A 21,202-nucleotide genomic window follows, 5' to 3' on the forward strand; every position below is an offset into this window, starting at 1 on the left:
GCAAGAATCCCCCTATTTATCTTTTAACAAATTCAATGTATAATCGGTTCAGGAAGCAACACCGTTGTCGAATCACCATACGCTTTCAGAACTTCCAGTGTACGCGCCCTCCGTTCACGTCCTTTTTTGTCCCAGAAATCTTTTGTGAAAATAGTCATCAGGTCAAGACCTCCGATAGTGCCTCCACTCACGGTTACTCCACTTTTGCCAAGCTTCATGGCAGAGGTATGCACCATGCTCTGCGTAGTCACCATCCTGCCATTGGCACGTTCGCCAAACAGATTATGCCGCAACCCACTGGAACGGATTTCCTCGTATGAACTGCGGATACCTTTATCGTATACATTCTTAGCCCAGTTGGAAGGAACGGTCTCATCAAACTCAACAAACGGATCTCCCCGCCACGTATCGGCATCCACCTGTATCTTTTTTTGGTAAATAGGGTCCCAGTTATATTTGGTATTGGCCGTATAAGGCCGGAGAGTCAACACAATTTTCTTTCTATCAAGCACTTGTGGAAGCGTCTCGTCCAATTTCAGACCGGGCTTCTCCTTCGACATTTTGGGAGCACCCGGCAAGCTGTTGAAATCAATCTGTTTCACAGCATCCATATTCAGCTTGATATCCTCTTGGCCGTTCAGGATGCGTTGCAGATTCAATGAATCCTTCGCAGTCCATTGGGCACGGGCTATCAGGACCATCGGACATAACCATATAAACAATATCAAACGCTTCATTCTTCTACACTTATTTAATAAGATGAAAGTACCTGCTTCGCATGTTCCTGTCTTTGAATTCCTTTACGTGGCTGTTCATCGGGCATAAAGGATCACTGCCGCCCCTGAAGACAGCGCCAGAAAGTCGATACGTTTCATCTGATTTAGTTTTTTACCACCAACGGTATCCACTCCCGCAAAGGGGCTCGTCAAAGCATGCGTCAATGGTCCATGCCGTACGAGGATACTGCCTGTTTTCCCACCAGCGACGATACCGTGCAGCAGCATCAAGTAACTCTTCATCGGTCAGGAAATAGATGCCCTCGTAGTTCTCGGCATTGGCTCTCACCATTTTGCAGCCAAACGACGCATAATGCCCTAACCGAATGGTTTCTACGATCCACAACATGCACTCGCCCAACCGGACCTTACCGCTATAGTAAGCAGATACCGGCGGAAGCGGAAAAGAAGCAACCTGAGTCAGGTCTTCTGCATAATTCAGCAATGCCGGAATATCCTTCTCCGTAAATTTAGGCACTTCTACAAAGCCCTTCGGGCTCTTGGTATTATAGTTCCCCGCTTTGAGTTGCCTTACGAAAAGGTCTACATCCGGGTTATTGTAATCTAATGTCTCTTCGCTGCAACTTACACAAGTAAGCAATGATAAAACAACCGTGAGCAGCATAAAAAATGTTTTTTTCATAACGTCCGTACTAAATGGTTAATAGGTCATGCGCAGACCGCAAATCAGGTTAAAATTCGTAGGCCGTGCCGAACGTACTGTTTCCAGCTTGGAGTCTGTCTTGAAATGGTGCGACACTCCCGGTTCGGCAAATAAAGCCAGTTTATCATTAATTTTATAGTTCACTCCCACTCCTGCGGTAAGGGCCAGTTGCACAGGCTCCTGTTTGAAGCTGTTATCGGGTGCTCCCGCTATGCACTTATCCGCAACTCCACCTACAGAAGCATATATATCCAACTTCGGCATTTCCGCAAGTGTCACGTTCAGTTTTACGGGAATTCCCAGATAATGCAAGTTCTGTCCGGCACGCAAACTGGAATATAATAAACCGGTTTCTACGGCTAAATGTTTATTTATTTTTTTCTCTACCGTCAGACCGACCATAACAGGCATCTTATATTTACCATCTCCGGCAGGCAATGCGGTACCGACTGCCGCCTTTACAGCCCATGTCCGGGCTTTAGCGGTCATAGCCGTATAATCGGAAGACGGGGATTCATCAGCAGAATTTACTAAGGTCTGTCCATCTCCGCCAGCCTGCCAATAGTTTTTATCCGGATGATTATTTTGTCCCCTGCGTGTAGTCGTTGCAGAGAAGCTGAATGACATGGAAACCGTAACCGAAACCGAATCATCATCTTCGTCCTGATATTGGGCCAGAGTACCGAAACGCTTAGGCGTCGGTTTACTCAAAACAGGCTCGGAATGTACGGGAGTGAAATCCTGTTTCACCACGTCACCATCCAGGTGAGTCGCATTTCCACTGACAACCGCTACCTGGGTAAAGGCTTCTTCTATCTCCTCTTTCGGAGAGAAGAACCAAAAAGCAGCCGATGAAGCAGCCAGTACCAGCAGTACGGAAGCGGCTGCCGCTACGCGGAAGAAAAACACCTTCCGACGATGGCAACGCACCATCACATCAGAATTCAGTTCTTCCCAGAAACCGTCCCGCACAGTCATCTCGGCATTGCCGAGACGGGAACGGAACAGATCGGTTATTTCATCATTTTCTCTCTTCATGATTTCTATATTCTTTAATCCTTTTTGCCAATAAAAACTTTGCACGGTGCAACTGCGAAGTGGATGAATGCTCCTTGATACCCAACATTTCGGCTATCTCTTTGTGAGACTTTTCCTCAAACACGTAAAGGTTAAAAACCGTCCGGCAGCCATCGGGCAAGTCTGCGACAAACTTCATCAACTGTTCTTCGGATATCGGTCCTGCCTCCCCTCCTTCCGGAAGATCGGGAATATCAGGAAGCTGATCCTCGTGTATCACCAACTGACTGATCCGTTTTTGCCTTCGCAGGTAATCCAGTGCCTGAGTCACCATCACCCGGGTCACCCACGTTCCGAGCGAAGACTCACCACGAAACGAGAAGTTGGTGAATATTTTGATGAAACCGTCATGCAGTACATCGTGCGCCGCTTCCATATCGCCCGTATAGCGGAAACATACCGCCAGCAATTGCCTCGAGTATAGGGTATAAAGTTCCTTACGGGCCGAATCCTTTCCTGCCCGACAGCCCTTTATCAGTTCTATCTCGTTTTCCAATGTCAATTGTCTTTTTAAAATCGAACGTATGTCTGCGTCGTTTGTCTATTAGACGCAAGGATGCAACGAATGCTGCAAACAATAGTGCAAAAAGAAGTTAAAGAAACAATAAACGATGAATAGGCCTTTGCATCAATGCGTAGCCTGTTCATCGTTTATCGCTTAAGAACGTTTATCGCCGACCGTTCAAAATGTCAGCATGCCTTGAAACTCATATCGAGTCCCTTTACCGAATGGGTAAGGGCACCTACCGAAATAAAGTCTACACCACACTCGGCATAGTCACGGAGTGTATCGAACGTGATACCACCGGACGATTCGGTCTCATATTTTCCGCCGATCATCTCGACAGCTATCTTTGTATTTTCGGGAGTGAAGTTATCGAACATGATGCGGTCTACCCCACCGATATTCAACACCTGCTGAAGTTCGTCAAAATTGCGCACTTCGATTTCAATCTTGAGGTCTTTTCCTTTTTCCTTGCAATATTCTTTAGCGCGGTTGATGGCCTTATCAATGCCACCGGCAAAGTCCACGTGATTATCTTTCAGAAGAATCATATCGAAAAGTCCGATACGGTGGTTGACACCCCCGCCAATCTTTACCGCCGCTTTCTCAAGCATACGGAGTCCCGGAGTAGTCTTACGGGTATCCAACACACGTGTTTTGGTGCCTTCCAGCTGCTTCACGTATTTGCGTGTCATAGTGGCAATGCCGCTCATACGCTGCATCACGTTCAGCATCAGACGTTCTGTCTGAAGCAGAGACTGAATTTTACCTTCCACAACCATTGCCACATCACCCGGCTTCACTTCGGCACCGTCGTTGATAAACACCTCAACCTTCATAGTCGGGTCGAAACGGTGAAATATTTCTTTGGCAATTTCGATACCGGCCAATACACCGGCTTCTTTAATCAAAAGTTTCGATTTTCCCATTGCAGTGGCGGGAATACAGGAAAGTGTTGTGTGGTCGCCATCACCTATGTCTTCGGCAAAGGCCAGATCAATCAGTCTGTCTATTAACTCATTCATTGGTTTTATCTATTCTTATTTGATTTATAAAATATTTGTTTTGTACCCTGCGGAAAAAACAGTTCACCCGGAAATTGCCGTTAGCAGTGGTCAGGGTACCGATAATAAAACTCGACTCCTCTCGCTTACCTTCGTGATTTACATTAAAACCACTCACCTTGTTGCTATTAAAGAAAGAAGCAAGTGTTGCTTCAGCAGTCTGTTTGTCGACGCTTGTCGAGCGATTCTGAATTACCAGATCCACCTTCTCTCCCAAATACTTGTTCAGCTCTTGGGAGTTTCCTTTCTTAAACGCCACGACCACGCCCACCGGTATGTCCTGTGCGAAGAGCGAAGTTACAGCGAATACGAGTCCGGCCATCCATAAAAGTACCCGTTTTTTCATAATCACAAGTATTATCGATACGCAAAGGTAAGTATTTAATGCTAAAAACAACATTTTTTTCTTATTTTTGTGCAATAAACAAGAGTTTGCACTTGAATGAAAACAACCCTTATCGTCGTAGGACGGACTGTAGAGCAGCATTATATCACTGCAATTAACGATTACATAGAGCGTACTAAACACTTCATTTCTTTCGATATGGAGGTGATTCCCGAACTGAAAAACACGAAAAGCCTCACCCCGGAACAACAAAAGGAGAAGGAAGGCGAACTGATAGGCAAAGCCCTCCAACCGGGAGACGTGGTAGTGTTGCTGGACGAGCACGGAAAAGAGATGCGTTCGGTGGAATTTGCACGCTGGATGGAGAAGAAGCTGGTAAACGTCAACAAACGCCTGGTATTTATCATAGGAGGACCTTACGGATTTTCACAAAAGGTATATGATGCGGCACACGAAAAGATATCCATGTCGAAAATGACTTTTTCGCACCAGATGATCCGCCTGATCTTTGTAGAACAGATGTATAGGGCCATGACCATACTGAACGGCGGGCCCTATCACCATGAATAGGGTTATCCCCTATTCATGATTCATCAACCGCCGGGCAGCCATCTCTTCATATTTCGTTCCGGGGCGACCATAGTTGGCATACGGATAAATCGAAATACCGCCGCGGGGTGTAAAGATACCGGTCACTTCAATGTATTTGGGATCCATCAGACGGATCAGGTCTTTCATTATGATATTCACGCAATCTTCATGAAAAGCACCGTGATTGCGGAAGCTAAACAGATATAGCTTAAGGCTCTTGCTCTCCACCATCTTCACATCGGGCAGGTAACTGATACGTATTTCGGCAAAATCCGGTTGTCCCGTTATGGGGCACAAGCTGGTAAACTCCGGACAATTGAAACGTACCCAATAATCGTTCTCAGGATGCTTGTTATCGAAGGATTCCAATACTTCGGGAGCATAATCCTGCTTATATTCGGTCTTTCTTCCCAGTAAAGAAAGCTGGTCTTTCAGTTCAGTCATAATCTATTAATCATTTAACGGTTTCTTTTACTTAAATACTCTTCCAGCCCCTGTTTCCGCAATTTGCATGCCGGGCAGTGTCCGCACCCGTCGGCAGGAATCCCGTTGTAACAGGTCAGCGTCTCGTTCCGTACAAGATCGAATACGCCGAGTTCGTCCGCCAATGCCCAGGTTTCGGCTTTATCGATCCACATCAACGGTGTATGGATAACAAACTGTTCGTCCATCGCCAGATTCAGAGTGACATTCAACGACTTGATAAACGAGTCGCGGCAATCGGGATAACCACTATAATCGGTCTGCGAAACTCCGGTAACCAAGTGGAAAGCTCCCTGTTCACGGGCAAAGACAGCGGCAATACTCAGAAAAAACAGGTTACGTCCCGGAACAAAGGTGTTCGGGAACGAATCTTCCGGCTTGTCTTCGTCCATCGAGATGCTGGTATCCGTCAACGAATTGCTTCCAAGGCTCCCGATAAAAGAGGTGTCCATCACATGAAACTCCACTCCTGCCCTTTCGGCTATTCCCCGGGCCAGTTCTACCTCGTGTGCATGTTTCTGTCCGTACAGGAAACTAAGCGCATATACTTTGCTGAAATGTTTCTTCGCCCAGAAGAGACACGTTGTAGAGTCCTGTCCGCCACTGAACAGAACTACTGCTGAATCATTTTTCATCATTTATTTTCTTGAAAAAAGTGTTTTTAAGTTCTCCTTATTATATATCCTTTACCTTAAGTACATTATAGGAGATGTCGGTATCATAAACATCGCTCCCGTCAATTCTCTTAACGGCTTTCACGACACGGATGGTGATCGGAAGGATAATCACTTCGTAAAGGGACTTCAGCACAATCTGAGTGCCCATCATCACCAACAACTCGGGCCAGGCAATCAGTCCGCCGAATGCGATGGGAAAGAAGATCAGTGAATCGGCCGTTTCTCCCACTACCGTAGACCAGATGGCACGGGCAGAAAAATTACGTCCGCCACTGGCCACTTTCATTTTACTCATGACATAGGCATTGAGAAACGAACCGACCAGAAAGGCCAACAGACTGGCTACAACAATGCGGGGAGCCATGCCGAACACAAAATCAAAATGCTGTTCGCCTTCCCAGAAAGGTGCTGCGGGCAACGCCACGGCAATCAGCCCGAGGCCTACCACAAAGAAGTTCATGGCAAATCCGCTCCAAATAATCAGACGGGCCTTTTTAAATCCCCATACTTCGGCTATACAGTCATTGATAATATAGGATATGGGAAACACCAGCAATCCGGCAGTAACAGTGATACTGCCAACCTGAATCACTTTGGTTTCGAGAAGGTTTGCTGCAATCAGGCAGACGTTGAACAGAATGCCGAGCAACATGAAGGGTATAGATACTTTTTCTTTCATAATTCCTGTTTTTTACGTGGTGTTCTAGAATACACGACCGCTATTCACGGCATCATACGTTTACGGGCAGCAAAGGTAGCAATTCTTTTTTAATCGACAAAATAACAATGTATGTAACGGGGCATTACATATATTGTTATCGCGATAACATATAATGTAATGCCCCGTCCGGGTACAACATAACAAACACTTAACACACTATTCTTTTTACTCTTGTCACAGAGTTGCAAAAGCCCATTCATACTTCCGGAAAATCCGGCATCGATCTTAATAAGCGCTCTTACGAGAAGTCTTTCAAATCCTGCTGTAATCTTTTGCGGATCAGGAACAGACGGCTCTTGATAGTCCCTACCGGCAAATCCATCTTCTCAGCTATCTCACGATACTTGAATCCGGCAACAAACATCAGGAAAGGCTTCTTCAACTCTTCGGGAACGGCATTAATCACCTTATAGAGTTCCTTCAGATCGTAAATTGTTTCAAAGCGGTTGCCGTCCTCACCTTCCGTCATGGTTTGCGCATAGAGATTATAGGTGGAATCGGTCATATCCACTTCACGTAACGACTTACGGTAATTATTGATAAAGATATTGCGCATGATGGTATACATCCATCCCTTGAAATTCTGGGTATGCACAAATTTTTCTTTGTTGTCCAATGCCTTCAACAGACAATCCTGTACCAGATCATTGGCCGACTCCCGGTCAGCAGTCAGTTTATAGGCAAAATGTTCCAGTTCGGGCTGCATAGCCACTATCTTATGGGTAATATTCATCTTTTCCATTGCTCTTCTTTCTTTCTGATTATCGAATATGCAAAGATTCGCATTTTAAACGGTCTGTCCTATAGCAATTCTTCCGCATAATTTGGCGATTTTTCCCTCGGCCCTTCAACCATTTCCCATTTAAGTTGTTCAATAGGGCAATTCACCTAAAACTTAACTTATAATGAAAACATTTTTTAGATCTGTAGCTATGCTACTCGGATTGGGACTCTTGCCTGTAGCGGCACATGCCCAGAAAAAAGTAATCATCGAAGATGAAGAACCGAACTCCGTGATGTTTGTATCGACCGACAAAGCCGGAGACGAGATTATCCGGATCATGAACGAGACGCGTCTTCCGCGTTTCCAGGAACCGAAGGCTCCACGCTTCGTACTGACCGACCGGCAAGGAAAGTTCGCACTGGGTATCGGCGGATATGTACGGGCAACCGCCGAATATGACTTCGGGGGAATTGTGAAAGATGTAGACTTCTATCCGGCGCTGATTCCTAATAAAAGCTCTGCCGACCGTGCACGCAATCAGTTCCAGATGGATATCAGCACTTCGACTCTTTTCCTGAAACTGGTGGGACATACCAAACGTCTGGGTGACTTCGTGGTTTATACTGCTGCAAACTTCCGTGGAGACGGAAAGACTTTCGAGTTGCAGAATGCTTATGCTACCTTCCTCGGCTTTACTCTGGGATACAGCTATGGTAACTTTATGGACCTTGCCGCCCTGCCTCCTACCATCGACTTTGCAGGCCCTAACGGCTCGGCTTTCTATCGAACCACTCAATTGAGCTATATGTGTGACAAGCTGAAGAACTGGAAATTCGGCGTCGGTGTCGAAATGCCATCGGTAGACGGTACCACGAATCAGTATCTCACCATCAACACCCAGCGTATGCCCGACTTCACTGCCTCAGCACAGTATAACTGGAATGCCAACAGCCACCTGAAGTTAGCTGCCATCGTTCGCAGCATGACTTATTCAAGTTCCGTAGACAATAAGGCGCACTCAAAAGCCGGATACGGACTTCAAGCTTCGACTTCCTTCAACGTAACTCCGAAATGGCAAGTATACGGACAGGTGAATTACGGAAGGGGTATCGGACAATATCTGAACGACTTGAGCAACCTGAATGTGGATATTGTTCCTAACCCGGAAAAAGAAGGGCGCATGCAGACGCTCCCCATGTTGGGATGGTTCGCCGGATTGCAATACAACATCAGCAAAGATGTATTTGTATCGGGCACTTACAGTTTGTCACGCCTCTACTCGGAACACACGTATCCAAGCGATGTACCCGATATGTACCGGAAGGGCCAATATCTGGTGGCTAACCTGTTTTGGAACGTAACCAGCAACTTACAGGTAGGCGCCGAATATCTGAGAGGATGGCGTACGGACTTCAGTAGCAATACCCGTCATGCCAACCGCATGAACGCATTGGTACAATATTCGTTCTAACTTTTTATAAATCTCTCTGAACTCTAACGTAAAAAAAGTCCAAGGACGAACCCAGCCCCGTCTCTGTTATTACCCTACGGAGATGGGGCTAAAAATAAAATTTCACCACACAGGGATTATCATCTTCCACTCTTTTACTTAATGCCCGATATTCTCCCTCGGGAAGTATACTCTTATAATTTTCCAACTCCTCGGTCGGAACGATGCAAAGCATAAAGTCCTCAGTCACCACCTCCGGGCTGATCCGGATGCCCTCCCGTGTCTTCTCAAAATAAAAAACAACTCCATCCTTTTTGCGATAAAGAAGATTTGTAAGTTTCCTTTAGGGATAGGATGACATACTGAATAATTGCGCATAGTAGTATTTATCCGTCTGATATTGCTTGGTGAAATTAAAGGCTATCTTACCCGTTTTACGGTATTCCCTCAGCCGTTCTTCCTCTTCCTTGCGTGTATCCGGCCCTGAATTAAAATGATACTGCTCTATATTTATATTCTGTTCTCCCATATCCCAGCGATAAGCTACACGAAGGCTATCCCGTGTGATTTCGTAAACTTCTTCATAAAACGTAGGAGAAAAGTAGGCTTTACCCTGATAAGAATAAAATACATCCCAACAAGCCCAGTTCAGACAGAAGTGATCAGACCAGAACTCATTGATCAACTTCGCCGAATCGGGCTCCAACCGCATGACGCAAGCCCCGTCATCTTTGTTCAGTGCCGACCACGTCAACAGGTCACCGCCCGGAGTCAATCCTATCTTCTGGAAGTTTATCTTCTCCGGCAGTATCTTTTTATCTATAAACGAACCGTCCAGCCGATAGGTATACATCGAACCGAAAGGAGACAGCATATACACCAGTTTTCGTTGGTCATTAATGACTGCATCATAAATCTGTGAATATTCACCGGGACCTTGCCCTACTCTCCCGATAGAACGGAGATAGTTCCCTTTTTTATCAAAAGCCATCAACGTGATATGCCTGAAAGTAGGATAATCCTGAGTCAATATATAAGTAGTATCTCCGGAAACAAGCACTCTCAAAATTGTGGCCAGCAGGCAACTGTCCGAGGTTTCCAACGGAATCACTTCAACTTTAGAAAACAGTTCGGAAACGGAAACAGGAGTTTCTTTCAGCTCCACTTTCAGAATATCGGGCTCTTTCACGGGATTAGTCCGGCTGCAAGAAACGCATGCAAAGCTCAATGCAGCAAAGAAAAGAAAAAATGTGTCTCTCATATCTTTCGGGATTAGAACACAAAGATAATCTTAATATAGGAGGTTAAATGAAAAAGGACCGGATTATTTGAGTAATCCGATCCTTCTTGAGAGTTATATTAATAAAGATTAGTAGAAGCCTTGTATCAGAACTTATAGTCGAGACCGATACCGAATACTTTATTGGTACGAGTAAAGACATCCTTTCCGGAGATTCCTGTACCTCCATAATTAGGAGTCTCTTTGGTATATTTATCGTAATCAGTCCAGAAATAAGCAACGTTCAGTTTCAGGTTCTTCGCAATGTCGAATCCGGCACCAAAACCGTATGAATAAGAACTAACTGCAAAACTCATATCGCTCTGGTAATTATCACCTACACCATATTTGGTACGTTGCATACCGGCACTTACCTGGGCCCATTTACAAACATCCCATTCGATACCACCCAAATATTCGTTAGTACCTTGTTTGATGAAATGCTGTTTACCCATAGTCTGGCCGGTCACAGGATCTTTAGCATCGGCCATACGTGCACTGGTATCAAAGAAATGATGATAACCAACTGAAGCACGAAGTACCGGAAGAATTTCATAAGAAACACCTACTGTCAACAAAGCCGGAATATCGTGCGGAGTATTTACTCCATTCGCAAACAGCCCTGTATTATCTATACGAGTCTTGTTCTCTACATTCAGTTTGGTGTTGAACTCATATTTTACACCAATGTTCCACTTATTCATCTTAAAGTCCAAGCCCAAAATAGGAGTTACCCCCCAACCTGTCTGGTCGCAGTCCAACTCTTTATCAGCCGTCAATTCTGCAACACCGGTCGCTTTCTTTGCGATAGCATCATATTTTGCATAATTAACCATATCATTCGCTGCCAGATAAGCATCTGCAGCTGTTCTGGCTTGCTTGGCATAATCACTGAAATATTTGTTCACATTTACCATTTCCCCTCCACCGATATTAGCTTCAATGTTACGAATATGTCCTTCATATCCATTGCTTACGTAATTCATACGTACACCGGCAAATGCAGACAAGTAATCGGTGATTTTATAAGATGCTCCCAGTTGAAGACCAAAAATCATCTGCTTACCACGCATATAGCTGTCAACCGAGTATTTATTGGTACCTTCAAAGATATTAATCGGCAGAATGCCTCCGTCTACCATTTCTTTACCGGCAGCTACCATCATTCCGGGCACTACAGATACCAATGACTCGAATGAACCCAATCCCTCATTAAAGGTAGCCTTACCACCACCACCGGTTACTGCAAAATTCCCGGAGAATGCCCACTTATCCTTCTTATATACTGCAAATACACTGGGGATGAACGGAGCCGAAGCTTCACCTTTATATACTTTTGTAGCGTTTCCGCCAAAGCCTGCAAACGGAGCGAAAGTAGAAGTGATGGTTCTTGTCTGGAAAGCACTCTGTCCGTTGAGAGACAGATGAAAACCATCTTCCATGAAGGCGACACCTGCCGGATTGGAATATACTGCGTCAATTTGTGTAGAAGCATCACGAGCCAACATTCTCAAAAACAATACGTGCTGATTGGTATTTGTCAGGAGACCTCCCGCAAAAGTTGAAGTTGAAACGATTAGCAACCCGATGCTAATCAAGAATAATTTTCTCATCTAAATCTTTTTTAAGTTATTTCGGGCGCAAAGGTACAATAATATTGCACATGACGAATATTTTTGTGCATCTAATTACGTTTTCACCAACAAATTAATTGGAAACACAAACTGTTTCGATTGAAACGAATAAGAAAACATCGCAAGAAAAGACACCCCGAAAGCCAAACATTACTCCATTGCTAAACGTTTTTATATTATAGAATATAAAATAGGAAAACTATGGCATATACAATCGCATTTTTTGGTACCAAACCCTACGATGAAGCTTCTTTCAACGAAAAAAACAAAGAATTCGGATTCGAACTCCGATTTTTCAAAGGTCACTTGAACCGGCACAACGTGCTGCTGACCCAGGGAGTGGATGCTGTCTGCATTTTCGTGAACGACACAGCTGATGCTGAAGTAATAAAAACAATGGCCGCCAACGGGGTAAAATTACTCGCTCTTCGCTGTGCCGGATATAATAATGTAGACTTAAAAGCCGCTGCCGAAAACGGAGTAACCGTTGTCCGCGTCCCGGCCTATTCACCGTATGCCGTAGCCGAATATACGGTTGCCCTGATGCTTTCACTCAACCGGAAGATTCCGAGAGCTTCGTGGCGTACACGGGATGGGAACTTCTCTCTGCATGGACTGTTGGGTTTCGATATGCACGGAAAAACAGCAGGTATCATCGGTACGGGAAAGATTGCAAAAATACTGATACACATCCTCAAAGGATTCGGCATGAACATATTGGCCTATGACCTATATCCGGATTATAACTTTGCACGGGAGAACCAGATAGTATATACGACGCTCGATGAATTATACCACAGCTCGGATATCATATCATTGCACTGCCCGCTCACTGAACAGACAAAGTATCTGATCAATGACTACTCGATCAGCAAAATGAAAGACGGAGTAATGATCATCAATACCGGACGGGGACAGCTGATTCATACCAATGCGCTGATCGAAGGATTAAAAAATAAAAAGATCGGTTCGGCCGGACTGGATGTTTATGAAGAAGAAAGCGAATACTTCTACGAAGATAAATCGGACCGTATCATCGACGACGATGTGCTGGCACGTTTGCTGTCATTTAATAACGTGATCGTAACTTCTCATCAAGCATTCTTTACCCGCGAGGCTCTGGCTAATATTGCAGCAACGACTTTGGAGAACATACGGGACTTCAAGAACCGGAAACCTTTAGTGAATGAAGTGAAACTGGGCAATGCTTAGAAAAGAGCAACACGAAAAAGTGATGTGTAACAAACAATAATGCCTGCCACTTCTTTCTCAAGAAACGGCAGGCTTAATCCAAGGGGGGGACCCGGATGAAATACATAATGTCCGGGATTACTATTTAGCATTCTCTATTTATGTGCCTTCGGTTCACCCTTTTTTCATCAGTATTCCACAATGCTCTCTAACAAAGGCTCTCCCTTCAGAGGAGCATAAATAGTTACTTTAGCAAAACCATACTTGGGCTCGCGGGTTACTGTTTTAGTCATACAGATGAAGCGGTAGTTATAGCCGCTTACCAGTTGTTTGGCAACCAGAAGTGGAGTGTAATCCACCCCTTTCAAAGTCATGCAGGTCTGGAACAATTCTTTATCCTGATCCGTCAACGGTTCAAATTCTCCCCAGCCTCCTATTATTATATCCGCTTTTTCGGAAGTAACTACTGTATAAGGGAATACGTCTTCGTAAAGAACTCCCGTGACATCACGATAATAGGCAAACTGAATCTCTACCTGTCCCGGCTGCAAAAACTGGAAGGTAAAAGACTGTACAGACATTCCACCCAAGGTATCGGCATCTTCTGACAATTCCTCCACAAGGGCAACTCCACCAGTCAGGCGTACTAAAGCGTAACGATAACCAGTACCTGCATGTGAGGTACGTTTGATGGTGATTGTATCACCTACTTTGAATGCTTTCCTAATCATAACAATACGTGTTTTTTAAAAGATTAACTCTGTGAAATTTTCTAATAGCCTGATGCAGTGACCGGCCTTGCTGAGAATAATCTGCCGGGAGAAAACTCCCGGCAGATTTTGGGTACAGTACATCACCTAAACCAGATTCGTTGATGTGGTTCAAAGGTAAAGGGAAAGATTTACAGATCAAAATACTTGAAGTGGGTTATTCTCTCATTTTTTCACTCTTAGTCTCTCATTTTTTCACTTTCACTCAGTAATTTCCTTATTACTAACACGTTGTACTCCTACCTGAAAATCGGTAGGAGTCACCCCAAATTTACCGGAAAAGAGACGATAAAAAGATTGGGTAGACATTCCACACTCCTGGGCTATCGTGTCTACTGTATAATCGGGGTAATCTTTCAGCATCTTGGCAGCATACTCCAAACGAAGATTATTAATGTATTTTGAAAAACTCATTCCGGCATATTGCTTAAAAAGCGGCGCAAACTTATTCTTGGGAATGTAGATTGTCTTGATTAACTCCTCTCTCGAAAAGTCCGGCTGAAGATATAACTGCCGGTTAATGATTTCACGCTCCAGTTTGTCGAACAGCATTTTATCGTGTACCGCATTGTTATCTTCCGTCTCGGGCTCCGGATCGACAGGAACATCCGACTTTCCGGGCTCTTCTGCCTGCAATGCATTTCCATCTATATACGTCCGTACTTCCCGCTCTTTCTGTAACTGTTCTTTCAATAGATGGTTCTCCTCTTTTTTCCGGTAGAGTTCTTCTTTGTGAACCAGCAAATCCTCGATGGTTCCTACCATTGCCTTATTCTTACGGCGTATGGTACGGTTATGTCGGATGGTTCTCCATAAAAGTACCCCTAACAGAAAAACAATACAGACCACAAATATCAGCAAGGCATTCCTCATCCGCATATCAGCGGCTTGCTGCTGAATAAACATATCCTTTTCATTCGTTTCATAAACCGCTGCCAGTTCCAATGCAGCACTTTTCTGCTCTCTGGCCTTAATGCTATCACGCAACACAGCCAGCTGTTCAAAATATCTTGCAGCAGTCCGGTAATCACCTTTATCCCGATAGGCACGCCCGAGGGACTTCTTAATGGTGACCATATAATAATTTACCGTATCTTTCCGCGTGACATATACCTTTTCACGAGCGGAATTCATGCGGATCACCTGATCATACATCTTCCGATCGAACAGATAAGGCATAATCAGGTAGTCATCGCGATCGTATTCCTTACTTACTGACAAAAATAGCCGGTAATAGCGGTCAGCCTCTTCCGACCGCCCCAACCGGAAAAGAACCACAGCGTAATGGGCGTACATTGCCTTTTTTTCCTTTCCGCTCAATCCCTCCATCGGTATCTCACTGCCGGTCTCTTCCGTCACAATCCTTTCTAATGCAGCCAGTGTTTTCAGGGCCTCTTCACTACGCCTGTCCGACTCCTGAAATATCAGCAAAGTATTGTAATTATAGCGCAGGTTATCGTACTTATATGGGTAATCTGTTTTTTCCATCATCGCTACCGCCTGCTCCATAAATTCATATCCCTTATCCTTATTACCCTGATAATAGAGCATCTTCCCCATATTAAACAGAGCAACGGACTGCATCGCTTTATCATCACACAGTTCAGCCCTCTTCAAAAGCAAATCCACATACTGTGCCTTTTTATTCTCATTGTGCAAACAGTCGTAACACGAAATCATACGGTGCACCTGTTCCATATAGTTTTTATCACTATTGAGCACCGAGTCACTTTCCAAAGCACGCTTATAGAATTTCAACGCCCAGTAGTATTGCCCTACATTGAAATACAAATCGCCTTCCACCACATCCAAGCGGAACGGAGGAAGCGACTTCTGTTTCCTCAACTGCTCCATGATCTGCTGCGCTTTTTCAAAGTCGGAGAATGTATACTTATATACGTTGTCATCTGTAATCAAACTGTCTGGTAAAGAAAACGTTCCGGCGCAAACAGACACCGGAGATATAAAACAATGAAGCAGTACTAACAGAATAACATACAATAACTTTCTCATATCTTCTTACTATTGGCGGATTTTGGAAGCACAAAAATAAGATAATAATATTTTCAACAAAATTTTCTCCGGCTCATATTTACCGAACGCATTCAAATCTCTTCTGTTTACCGGATTTCAAGAGTCTGATTGTTTCTCTTCTGGAACCGCCTCCTTCCCCTTGTTCCTAATAAAAAAGTGAACGCTTCAAACCATTTATACTTCCCAATTGTTTGGCTTATAGAATACATTTTAAAAGAAAGGATACATTATGAAAAAGGTAGTTCACCGCTCGGATACCCGCGGACGATCTTTATATGACTGGCTTGACAGCCACCACAGTTTCAGCTTTGATGAATATTATAATCCCGAACGCATCCACTTCGGCGCTTTACGAGTGCTGAATGACGATCGTGTCGCACCGGGAGAAGGTTTTCAGACCCACCCACATAAGAACATGGAAATCGTCTCCATCCCCCTGAAGGGATTTCTGGCACACGGAGACAGTAAGAAGAACAGCCGTACCATCACTGTTGGCGATATTCAGGTGATGAGTGCCGGAACAGGCATCTATCATAGTGAAATGAACGGCAGCAAGTCGGAACCTGTGGAGTTTCTACAAATATGGATCATGCCCAAAGAGCGAAACACCCACCCACTCTATCAGGACTACGACATCCGGGGGTTGCTGAAGAAAAACGAACTGGCCCTGATTCTGTCACCGGATGGCAGTACACCAGCCAAACTGCTACAGGACACCTGGTTCTCAATGGGTGAAGCAGAAGCCGGAAAAACGCTTGAATACAAGATACATGGAACGGATACGGGAGTCTACGTTTTCCTCATCGAAGGAGAAATAAAAATAGACGATATCATCCTGACCCGCCGCGACGGATTGGGAATCTCTGAAACCAAAAGCTTTGAGATAGAAACCCTGAAAGACTCCAAGATATTACTGATAGAAGTACCGATGTAAATTTAAAGTAATTGCTTATGTCAACCGATCATACGTCCACACATCCTGATTCCCCTCTTCACGGAAGAGGGGCCGGGAGTGAGACTATCAACCTCGCTGCCATCCGGCAGGAGTACACCAAAGGCGGGCTGAAGGAAGGAGATCTTCCCGACAACCCGCTTTCTCTTTTCAACCGATGGCTGCACGAAGCTATCGATGCACAGGTAGAAGAACCTACAGCCATGCTGGTAGGTACCGTATCCCCCGAAGGGCGACCATCGACCCGTACCGTATTGCTGAAAGATTTGCATGACGGAAAATTTATCTTTTATACCAATTATGAAAGCCGTAAAGGCAGTCATCTGGCAAAGAATCCGTATATTTCTCTCTCTTTCGTCTGGCATGCGCTGGAAAGACAGGTACACATTGAAGGTATTTCCTCAAAAGTCCCTGCCGGTGAATCCGACGCCTACTTCCACCAACGCCCCTACAAAAGTCGCATCGGAGCACGCATCTCTCCTCAAAGCCGTCCGTTGAAGAGCCGGATGCAATTGATTCGCAGTTTCGTTGCAGAAGCTGCCCGATGGGTAGGCAGAGAAGTGGAACGTCCGGTACACTGGGGAGGCTATGCCGTCACCCCTGAACGAATCGAGTTCTGGCAGGGTAGAGCCAACCGACTGCACGACCGCTTTCTCTACACCCTCCAAGCGGACGGAAGCTGGCGGAAAGAGAGGCTTGCCCCTTGATATTTCCGGTTATTGTGCTTGCGCAACCAACAAATAATACGTAATATTGCATTCATAAAATACATCCGCTTATGATTCTGGATTATATATACCACAGCGGGTTCGCCATCGAAGCAGAAGGTGTAACCCTTATCATTGATTATTACAAGGACTCTTCGGAAACGGAACGAAATAAAGGTATCGTACACGACCGTCTGCTCCAACGACCCGGCAAGCTGTATGTACTTGCCTCACATTTTCATCCCGACCATTTTAACCGGGAAATACTGACCTGGAAAGAGCAACGTCCAGACATCATCTATATCTTCTCAAAAGATATCCTGAAGCATCATCGGGCACAAAGTGAAGATGCTATCTATATTAATAAAGGTGAGGAGTACGAAGATGATACACTGCGCATTCAGGCTTTCGGTTCTACGGACGTAGGCATCTCCTTCCTGATTCATCTGCAAGGGAAAAGCATCTTCCATGCCGGTGACCTCAACAATTGGCATTGGAGCGAAGAGTCTACCGAACAAGAGATACGCAAAGCCGAAGGCGACTTTCTGGCAGAAGTGAAATTTCTCCGGGAATCTGCTCCGGCCGTCGATCTGGTAATGTTCCCCGTCGACCGCCGAATGGGAAAAGATTATATGAAAGGCGCCCAACAATTCATCGAACGAATAAAAACTACTATATTTGTACCCATGCACTTCAGCGAAGACTACGAGGGAGGTAATGCTTTCCGGTCTATAGCCGAAGCCGGTGGATGCCGTTTCATCACCATCACTCACCGGGGCGAAAGCTTTGAGATATAACTAAATAAAACATACGATTATGAACAAACTGACACAATTTTTTCTCGTGTTATTTATGATTTGCCTGCCTGCAACCCTTTGGGCAGACAATGACAAAGATGATGATGACAGCAGATACCTTGCGGGCGCCGTGCCCGAAGTTGACGGACGGGTAGTTTTCAGCCGCGAATTCAGCATTCCCGGCATGTCACAAGACGAAATCTATGAACGGATGCTCAAGTGGCTTGACGGACGCATGGCCCAGAACAAAAACAATAGCCGCGTGGTATATAAAGACCAAGGTGTCATTGCCGCAACCGGCGAAGAGTGGCTGGTATTCAGCTCTACCGCTCTTTCTTTGGACCGTACTTGGCTGACCTATCAAATCACCGTCAACTGCCAGCCGCAGAAGTGCACAATGGAAATAGAAAAAATCCGCTACACTTATCGTGAAAAAGAAAAATATACAGCCGAAGAATGGATCACCGATAAATTTGCACTGAATAAAACCAAAACCAAACTGGTACGTGGTCTTGCCAAATGGCGCAGGAAGACGGTAGACTTTGCCGATAACCTTTTTGAAGAGGCAGCAAAAGCACTGAGCCAAAAACCTCAGGAAGCCGCAGCAGCAGAAGCCGCTCCGAAAAAGCCGGCAGTAGTGACCGCTCCGAAAGTTGTGGTAATCGGTGGTGAAAAAGAAACTGAAAAGGTAGAAAAAGCAGCTACGGTTACCCCCGCAATCCCTGTTACCCCTCCAAGCACAATGCCTGGCTATAAAGAGGTAGCTCCCGATCAAGTCCCTGCCAACGCCATCCAGATGGGTGCAGGCCGACTGGTGATCGCTATCGGCTCCGATCCTTTCAACATGACCATGATGACAGCTAACGCCGGAGGATCCATAGGAAAAATTTCCGGAAGCCCTGTTGTATTCAGCATCCTCTCGCCCGACCAGCCTTACGAGCAACTGGAGAAAGCAGAGACATATAGCATACGTTTCTATCCTACAGGACAAAGCGAGCCGTCTGTCATACTGGAATGTCAGAAGCTTCCTGCCCCGACACCAATGGAAGGACAGCCCAGAACTTATGCAGGTAAAATAACAAAAGCATTTATGAAATAAATCAGCCACCACAGATTACACGGATAAACACAGATTGAATTTTAATTAGATTATTAATATAGACAATCTGCCCTAATCAGTATAATCTGTGGTGCAACTTTATAAGTTCTATTTTAACCTAAAACAAAATAAACTTAGCAACAATGGAAATAAAAAGTAGATTTGACCACTTTAACATCAATGTGACTGATCTGGAACGCAGCATTGCTTTCTACGAAAAAGCACTGGGACTGAAAGAACACCACCGGAAAGAAGCCGCTGACGGTTCCTTTATTCTGGTATATCTCACAGATAGCACCACCGGATTCTTATTGGAACTCACTTGGCTGAGAGACCATACCGAAGCATATGAATTGGGAGAGAACGAAAGCCATCTCTGCTTCCGTGTAACGGGAGATTATGATGCCATACGCCAATATCACAAAGAAATGAACTGCGTATGCTTTGAGAATACTGCCATGGGACTGTATTTTATCAACGATCCGGATGATTACTGGATCGAAATATTGCCGGAGCGGTTCTAAAACGATAAACGACGCATGTTTCTAAACAATGAACGATAAACAGGCTGCACATTAATATTGCAAACAGTTTATCGTTCATCGTTATTTACCGTTTGTGTCTATTCGCCCTCTTTCTCCGAATTTCAGCTTTCATCTTGGCTGCTCCGGAACCATGGGTTCCCTTTATATAAGTTGTTTTCTTCGCTTTTGTTTTTACTTTATTTTCATCTTTTTTCGGGCCTTCTTTCTTTCCTTTAAAGACAATCCCACCCATAATTGCATCTTCTAAACTCATAATCTTTCCTTTCTTATTCTATATTTTCCGTGGACAAAGATACTCTTTTTCTGTGAATTCCCTATCTTTGCCCGCTGTAACAACTAAAAACCAATCAATGGATACATTCCTGCTCCCGGCAGAAAAAGACCCGATGGGTGCCGCCATAGCCGATTATTATCACAATCACAAGGCAGACAGACTGCGTGTATTTTCTTCTCAGTTCGATGAAGACGAAATACCCGTCAAACAACTTTTCCGCGAAGCCGGACAGATGCCCCTGCTCGAACGCACAGCTCTTCAGATGGCTACCGGAAGAATACTCGACGTAGGCGCCGGAAGTGGCTGCCACGCCCTTGCTCTTCAGAAAGCCGGCAAAGAAGTTTCTGCCATCGACATCTCTCCTTTGTCCGTCGAAGTGATGAAACTCCAGGGAGTAAAAGATGCTCGTCAGGTCAATCTGTTCGACGAACACTTTGCCGATACTTTCGATACCATACTAATGTTGATGAACGGTTCCGGTATCATCGGACGCTTGGAGAATATGCCTGTCTTCTTCCGTAAGATGAAACAAATACTCCGCCCGAATGGTTGCATCCTGATGGATTCAAGTGACCTCCGCTATCTGTTCGAAGATGAAGACGGAAGTTTCCTGATCGACCTGGCCGGAGATTATTATGGAGAAATCGACTTCCGCATGCAGTACAAAGACATTCAAGGTGATTCTTTCGACTGGCTGTATATCGACTTCCAGACCCTCAGTGCCTATGCTGCCGACAATGGCTTCAAGGCCGAAATGATAAAAGAGGGCAAACATTATGACTACCTGGCCAAACTGACTGTTGTCCCGTGACCGGGCAGGCATGAAAACTCCCGATAACCAG

General features: G+C 45.0%; 24 protein-coding genes. 9 read left to right on the forward strand and 15 right to left on the reverse strand.

Annotated features, from left to right (window positions below; translation table 11 throughout):
• Positions 1-32 precede the first annotated feature (32 nt).
• The 6 genes from QK890_RS05260 to QK890_RS05285 all read right to left on the reverse strand — a co-directional run bounded on the left by QK890_RS05260 (position 33) and on the right by QK890_RS05285 (position 4,432).
• Positions 33-737 carry a DUF4858 domain-containing protein gene (locus QK890_RS05260; RefSeq protein ID WP_367627233.1) on the reverse strand — a complete coding sequence of 235 codons (705 nt, stop codon included), beginning with the start codon at positions 735-737 and terminating at the stop codon, positions 33-35.
• Between the two features lie 151 nt (positions 738-888).
• Positions 889-1,401, reverse strand: coding sequence for a DUF4943 family protein (locus tag QK890_RS05265; protein ID WP_005819122.1), 513 nt, complete (start codon positions 1,399-1,401; stop codon positions 889-891).
• Between the two features lie 36 nt (positions 1,402-1,437).
• Positions 1,438-2,478, reverse strand: a complete 1,041-nt coding sequence (locus tag QK890_RS05270; RefSeq protein ID WP_220575674.1) for an outer membrane beta-barrel protein — start codon at positions 2,476-2,478, stop codon at positions 1,438-1,440.
• Positions 2,462-3,013: an RNA polymerase sigma factor gene (locus QK890_RS05275; RefSeq protein WP_005809497.1), complete on the reverse strand. Its 552-nt coding sequence runs from the start codon at positions 3,011-3,013 to the stop codon at positions 2,462-2,464. The genes QK890_RS05270 and QK890_RS05275 overlap by 17 nt, the downstream gene beginning before the upstream one ends.
• A gap of 194 nt (positions 3,014-3,207) precedes the next feature.
• Positions 3,208-4,047 (reverse strand): carboxylating nicotinate-nucleotide diphosphorylase, encoded by an 840-nt coding sequence (gene nadC / locus QK890_RS05280; protein WP_005809499.1) that lies wholly within the window; start codon positions 4,045-4,047, stop codon positions 3,208-3,210.
• Complete coding sequence (locus QK890_RS05285) at positions 4,040-4,432, reverse strand: DUF4783 domain-containing protein (protein WP_022011300.1); 393 nt, start codon at positions 4,430-4,432, stop codon at positions 4,040-4,042. Before QK890_RS05285 ends, nadC begins: the two co-directional genes overlap by 8 nt.
• Before the next feature lie 96 nt (positions 4,433-4,528).
• On the opposite strand from QK890_RS05285, the gene rlmH reads away from it, so the two are divergent.
• Positions 4,529-5,002, forward strand: coding sequence for a 23S rRNA (pseudouridine(1915)-N(3))-methyltransferase RlmH (gene rlmH / locus QK890_RS05290; RefSeq protein ID WP_005776229.1), 474 nt, complete (start codon positions 4,529-4,531; stop codon positions 5,000-5,002).
• Positions 5,003-5,011: 9 nt separating this feature from the next.
• On the opposite strand, the gene queF is transcribed toward rlmH, so the two are convergent.
• The 4 genes from queF to QK890_RS05310 form a co-directional block, all read right to left on the reverse strand.
• Positions 5,012-5,467, reverse strand: a complete 456-nt coding sequence (gene queF, locus QK890_RS05295) for a preQ(1) synthase (protein WP_005776228.1) — start codon at positions 5,465-5,467, stop codon at positions 5,012-5,014.
• Positions 5,468-5,481: 14 nt separating this feature from the next.
• Positions 5,482-6,141 (reverse strand): 7-cyano-7-deazaguanine synthase QueC, encoded by a 660-nt coding sequence (gene queC, locus QK890_RS05300; protein ID WP_005809507.1) that lies wholly within the window; start codon positions 6,139-6,141, stop codon positions 5,482-5,484.
• A 40-nt stretch (positions 6,142-6,181) separates the two neighbouring features.
• Positions 6,182-6,862 (reverse strand): queuosine precursor transporter, encoded by a 681-nt coding sequence (locus QK890_RS05305; protein WP_005776226.1) that lies wholly within the window; start codon positions 6,860-6,862, stop codon positions 6,182-6,184.
• A gap of 280 nt (positions 6,863-7,142) precedes the next feature.
• Positions 7,143-7,646, reverse strand: coding sequence for an RNA polymerase sigma factor (locus tag QK890_RS05310; RefSeq protein WP_005809512.1), 504 nt, complete (start codon positions 7,644-7,646; stop codon positions 7,143-7,145).
• A 163-nt stretch (positions 7,647-7,809) separates the two neighbouring features.
• Here QK890_RS05310 and QK890_RS05315 point away from each other — a divergent pair, with 163 nt between their 5' ends.
• Positions 7,810-9,099, forward strand: coding sequence for a DcaP family trimeric outer membrane transporter (locus QK890_RS05315; RefSeq protein WP_367627234.1), 1,290 nt, complete (start codon positions 7,810-7,812; stop codon positions 9,097-9,099).
• Positions 9,100-9,421: 322 nt separating this feature from the next.
• Here QK890_RS05315 and QK890_RS05320 read toward each other — a convergent pair whose 3' ends face one another.
• Positions 9,422-10,339: a 6-bladed beta-propeller gene (locus QK890_RS05320; RefSeq protein WP_367627235.1), complete on the reverse strand. Its 918-nt coding sequence runs from the start codon at positions 10,337-10,339 to the stop codon at positions 9,422-9,424.
• Between the two features lie 125 nt (positions 10,340-10,464).
• The gene (locus QK890_RS05325) at positions 10,465-11,970 is read right to left on the reverse strand and encodes an OmpP1/FadL family transporter (RefSeq protein WP_022011298.1); all 1,506 of its coding nucleotides are present in this window, start codon (positions 11,968-11,970) and stop codon (positions 10,465-10,467) included.
• Positions 11,971-12,192: 222 nt separating this feature from the next.
• On the opposite strand from QK890_RS05325, the gene QK890_RS05330 reads away from it, so the two are divergent.
• Positions 12,193-13,203, forward strand: coding sequence for a 2-hydroxyacid dehydrogenase (locus tag QK890_RS05330; RefSeq protein WP_005776126.1), 1,011 nt, complete (start codon positions 12,193-12,195; stop codon positions 13,201-13,203).
• 167 nt (positions 13,204-13,370) lie between these two features.
• Here QK890_RS05330 and QK890_RS05335 read toward each other — a convergent pair whose 3' ends face one another.
• The gene (locus tag QK890_RS05335) at positions 13,371-13,913 is read right to left on the reverse strand and encodes a protease inhibitor I42 family protein (RefSeq protein ID WP_032530181.1); all 543 of its coding nucleotides are present in this window, start codon (positions 13,911-13,913) and stop codon (positions 13,371-13,373) included.
• Positions 13,914-14,153: 240 nt separating this feature from the next.
• A complete protein-coding gene (locus tag QK890_RS05340; protein WP_032535977.1) occupies positions 14,154-15,965 on the reverse strand; it encodes a helix-turn-helix domain-containing protein in 1,812 nt (603 codons plus the stop codon).
• A gap of 250 nt (positions 15,966-16,215) precedes the next feature.
• Between QK890_RS05340 and QK890_RS05345 the strand changes: the two genes are divergently transcribed.
• The 5 genes from QK890_RS05345 (at position 16,216) to QK890_RS05365 (ending at position 20,065) form a co-directional block, all read left to right on the forward strand.
• Positions 16,216-16,920 (forward strand): pirin family protein, encoded by a 705-nt coding sequence (locus tag QK890_RS05345; RefSeq protein ID WP_032530180.1) that lies wholly within the window; start codon positions 16,216-16,218, stop codon positions 16,918-16,920.
• A 17-nt stretch (positions 16,921-16,937) separates the two neighbouring features.
• Positions 16,938-17,645: a pyridoxamine 5'-phosphate oxidase gene (gene pdxH / locus QK890_RS05350; RefSeq protein WP_080714202.1), complete on the forward strand. Its 708-nt coding sequence runs from the start codon at positions 16,938-16,940 to the stop codon at positions 17,643-17,645.
• Positions 17,646-17,716: 71 nt separating this feature from the next.
• Positions 17,717-18,442: an MBL fold metallo-hydrolase gene (locus QK890_RS05355; protein WP_005776118.1), complete on the forward strand. Its 726-nt coding sequence runs from the start codon at positions 17,717-17,719 to the stop codon at positions 18,440-18,442.
• Between the two features lie 19 nt (positions 18,443-18,461).
• Positions 18,462-19,541 (forward strand): DUF4468 domain-containing protein, encoded by a 1,080-nt coding sequence (locus tag QK890_RS05360; protein ID WP_005776117.1) that lies wholly within the window; start codon positions 18,462-18,464, stop codon positions 19,539-19,541.
• A gap of 143 nt (positions 19,542-19,684) precedes the next feature.
• The gene (locus QK890_RS05365; protein WP_005776116.1) at positions 19,685-20,065 is read left to right on the forward strand and encodes a VOC family protein; all 381 of its coding nucleotides are present in this window, start codon (positions 19,685-19,687) and stop codon (positions 20,063-20,065) included.
• An 85-nt stretch (positions 20,066-20,150) separates the two neighbouring features.
• On the opposite strand, the gene QK890_RS05370 is transcribed toward QK890_RS05365, so the two are convergent.
• Complete coding sequence (locus QK890_RS05370) at positions 20,151-20,339, reverse strand: hypothetical protein (protein WP_005776115.1); 189 nt, start codon at positions 20,337-20,339, stop codon at positions 20,151-20,153.
• A 97-nt stretch (positions 20,340-20,436) separates the two neighbouring features.
• On the opposite strand from QK890_RS05370, the gene QK890_RS05375 reads away from it, so the two are divergent.
• The gene (locus tag QK890_RS05375) at positions 20,437-21,171 is read left to right on the forward strand and encodes a bifunctional 2-polyprenyl-6-hydroxyphenol methylase/3-demethylubiquinol 3-O-methyltransferase UbiG (RefSeq protein ID WP_032530179.1); all 735 of its coding nucleotides are present in this window, start codon (positions 20,437-20,439) and stop codon (positions 21,169-21,171) included.
• The last annotated feature ends 31 nt before the right edge of the window (positions 21,172-21,202 follow it).

The organism is Bacteroides sp. NGMCC 1.200775 (assembly GCF_040798045.1).
Lineage (GTDB): Bacteria > Bacteroidota > Bacteroidia > Bacteroidales > Bacteroidaceae > Bacteroides > Bacteroides hominis.

Excerpts from the sequence above, each read along its gene's own strand:
- queC (WP_005809507.1), bottom strand. The coding sequence starts at position 6,141 with ATGAAAAATGATTCAGCAGTAGTTCTGTTCAGTGGCGGACAGGACTCT.
- QK890_RS05325 (WP_022011298.1), bottom strand. The coding sequence starts at position 11,970 with ATGAGAAAATTATTCTTGATTAGCATCGGGTTGCTAATCGTTTCAACT.
- QK890_RS05355 (WP_005776118.1), top strand. The coding sequence starts at position 17,717 with ATGATTCTGGATTATATATACCACAGCGGGTTCGCCATCGAAGCAGAA.
- QK890_RS05315 (WP_367627234.1), top strand. The coding sequence starts at position 7,810 with ATGAAAACATTTTTTAGATCTGTAGCTATGCTACTCGGATTGGGACTC.
- QK890_RS05270 (WP_220575674.1), bottom strand. The coding sequence starts at position 2,478 with ATGAAGAGAGAAAATGATGAAATAACCGATCTGTTCCGTTCCCGTCTC.
- QK890_RS05305 (WP_005776226.1), bottom strand. The coding sequence starts at position 6,862 with ATGAAAGAAAAAGTATCTATACCCTTCATGTTGCTCGGCATTCTGTTC.
- QK890_RS05330 (WP_005776126.1), top strand. The coding sequence starts at position 12,193 with ATGGCATATACAATCGCATTTTTTGGTACCAAACCCTACGATGAAGCT.
- QK890_RS05340 (WP_032535977.1), bottom strand. The coding sequence starts at position 15,965 with ATGAGAAAGTTATTGTATGTTATTCTGTTAGTACTGCTTCATTGTTTT.
- QK890_RS05320 (WP_367627235.1), bottom strand. The coding sequence starts at position 10,339 with ATGAGAGACACATTTTTTCTTTTCTTTGCTGCATTGAGCTTTGCATGC.
- pdxH (WP_080714202.1), top strand. The coding sequence starts at position 16,938 with ATGTCAACCGATCATACGTCCACACATCCTGATTCCCCTCTTCACGGA.
- QK890_RS05375 (WP_032530179.1), top strand. The coding sequence starts at position 20,437 with ATGGATACATTCCTGCTCCCGGCAGAAAAAGACCCGATGGGTGCCGCC.
- QK890_RS05260 (WP_367627233.1), bottom strand. The coding sequence starts at position 737 with ATGAAGCGTTTGATATTGTTTATATGGTTATGTCCGATGGTCCTGATA.
- queF (WP_005776228.1), bottom strand. The coding sequence starts at position 5,467 with ATGACTGAACTGAAAGACCAGCTTTCTTTACTGGGAAGAAAGACCGAA.
- rlmH (WP_005776229.1), top strand. The coding sequence starts at position 4,529 with ATGAAAACAACCCTTATCGTCGTAGGACGGACTGTAGAGCAGCATTAT.
- nadC (WP_005809499.1), bottom strand. The coding sequence starts at position 4,047 with ATGAATGAGTTAATAGACAGACTGATTGATCTGGCCTTTGCCGAAGAC.
- QK890_RS05265 (WP_005819122.1), bottom strand. The coding sequence starts at position 1,401 with ATGCTGCTCACGGTTGTTTTATCATTGCTTACTTGTGTAAGTTGCAGC.
- QK890_RS05285 (WP_022011300.1), bottom strand. The coding sequence starts at position 4,432 with ATGAAAAAACGGGTACTTTTATGGATGGCCGGACTCGTATTCGCTGTA.
- QK890_RS05310 (WP_005809512.1), bottom strand. The coding sequence starts at position 7,646 with ATGGAAAAGATGAATATTACCCATAAGATAGTGGCTATGCAGCCCGAA.
- QK890_RS05360 (WP_005776117.1), top strand. The coding sequence starts at position 18,462 with ATGAACAAACTGACACAATTTTTTCTCGTGTTATTTATGATTTGCCTG.
- QK890_RS05370 (WP_005776115.1), bottom strand. The coding sequence starts at position 20,339 with ATGAGTTTAGAAGATGCAATTATGGGTGGGATTGTCTTTAAAGGAAAG.
- QK890_RS05345 (WP_032530180.1), top strand. The coding sequence starts at position 16,216 with ATGAAAAAGGTAGTTCACCGCTCGGATACCCGCGGACGATCTTTATAT.
- QK890_RS05335 (WP_032530181.1), bottom strand. The coding sequence starts at position 13,913 with ATGATTAGGAAAGCATTCAAAGTAGGTGATACAATCACCATCAAACGT.
- QK890_RS05365 (WP_005776116.1), top strand. The coding sequence starts at position 19,685 with ATGGAAATAAAAAGTAGATTTGACCACTTTAACATCAATGTGACTGAT.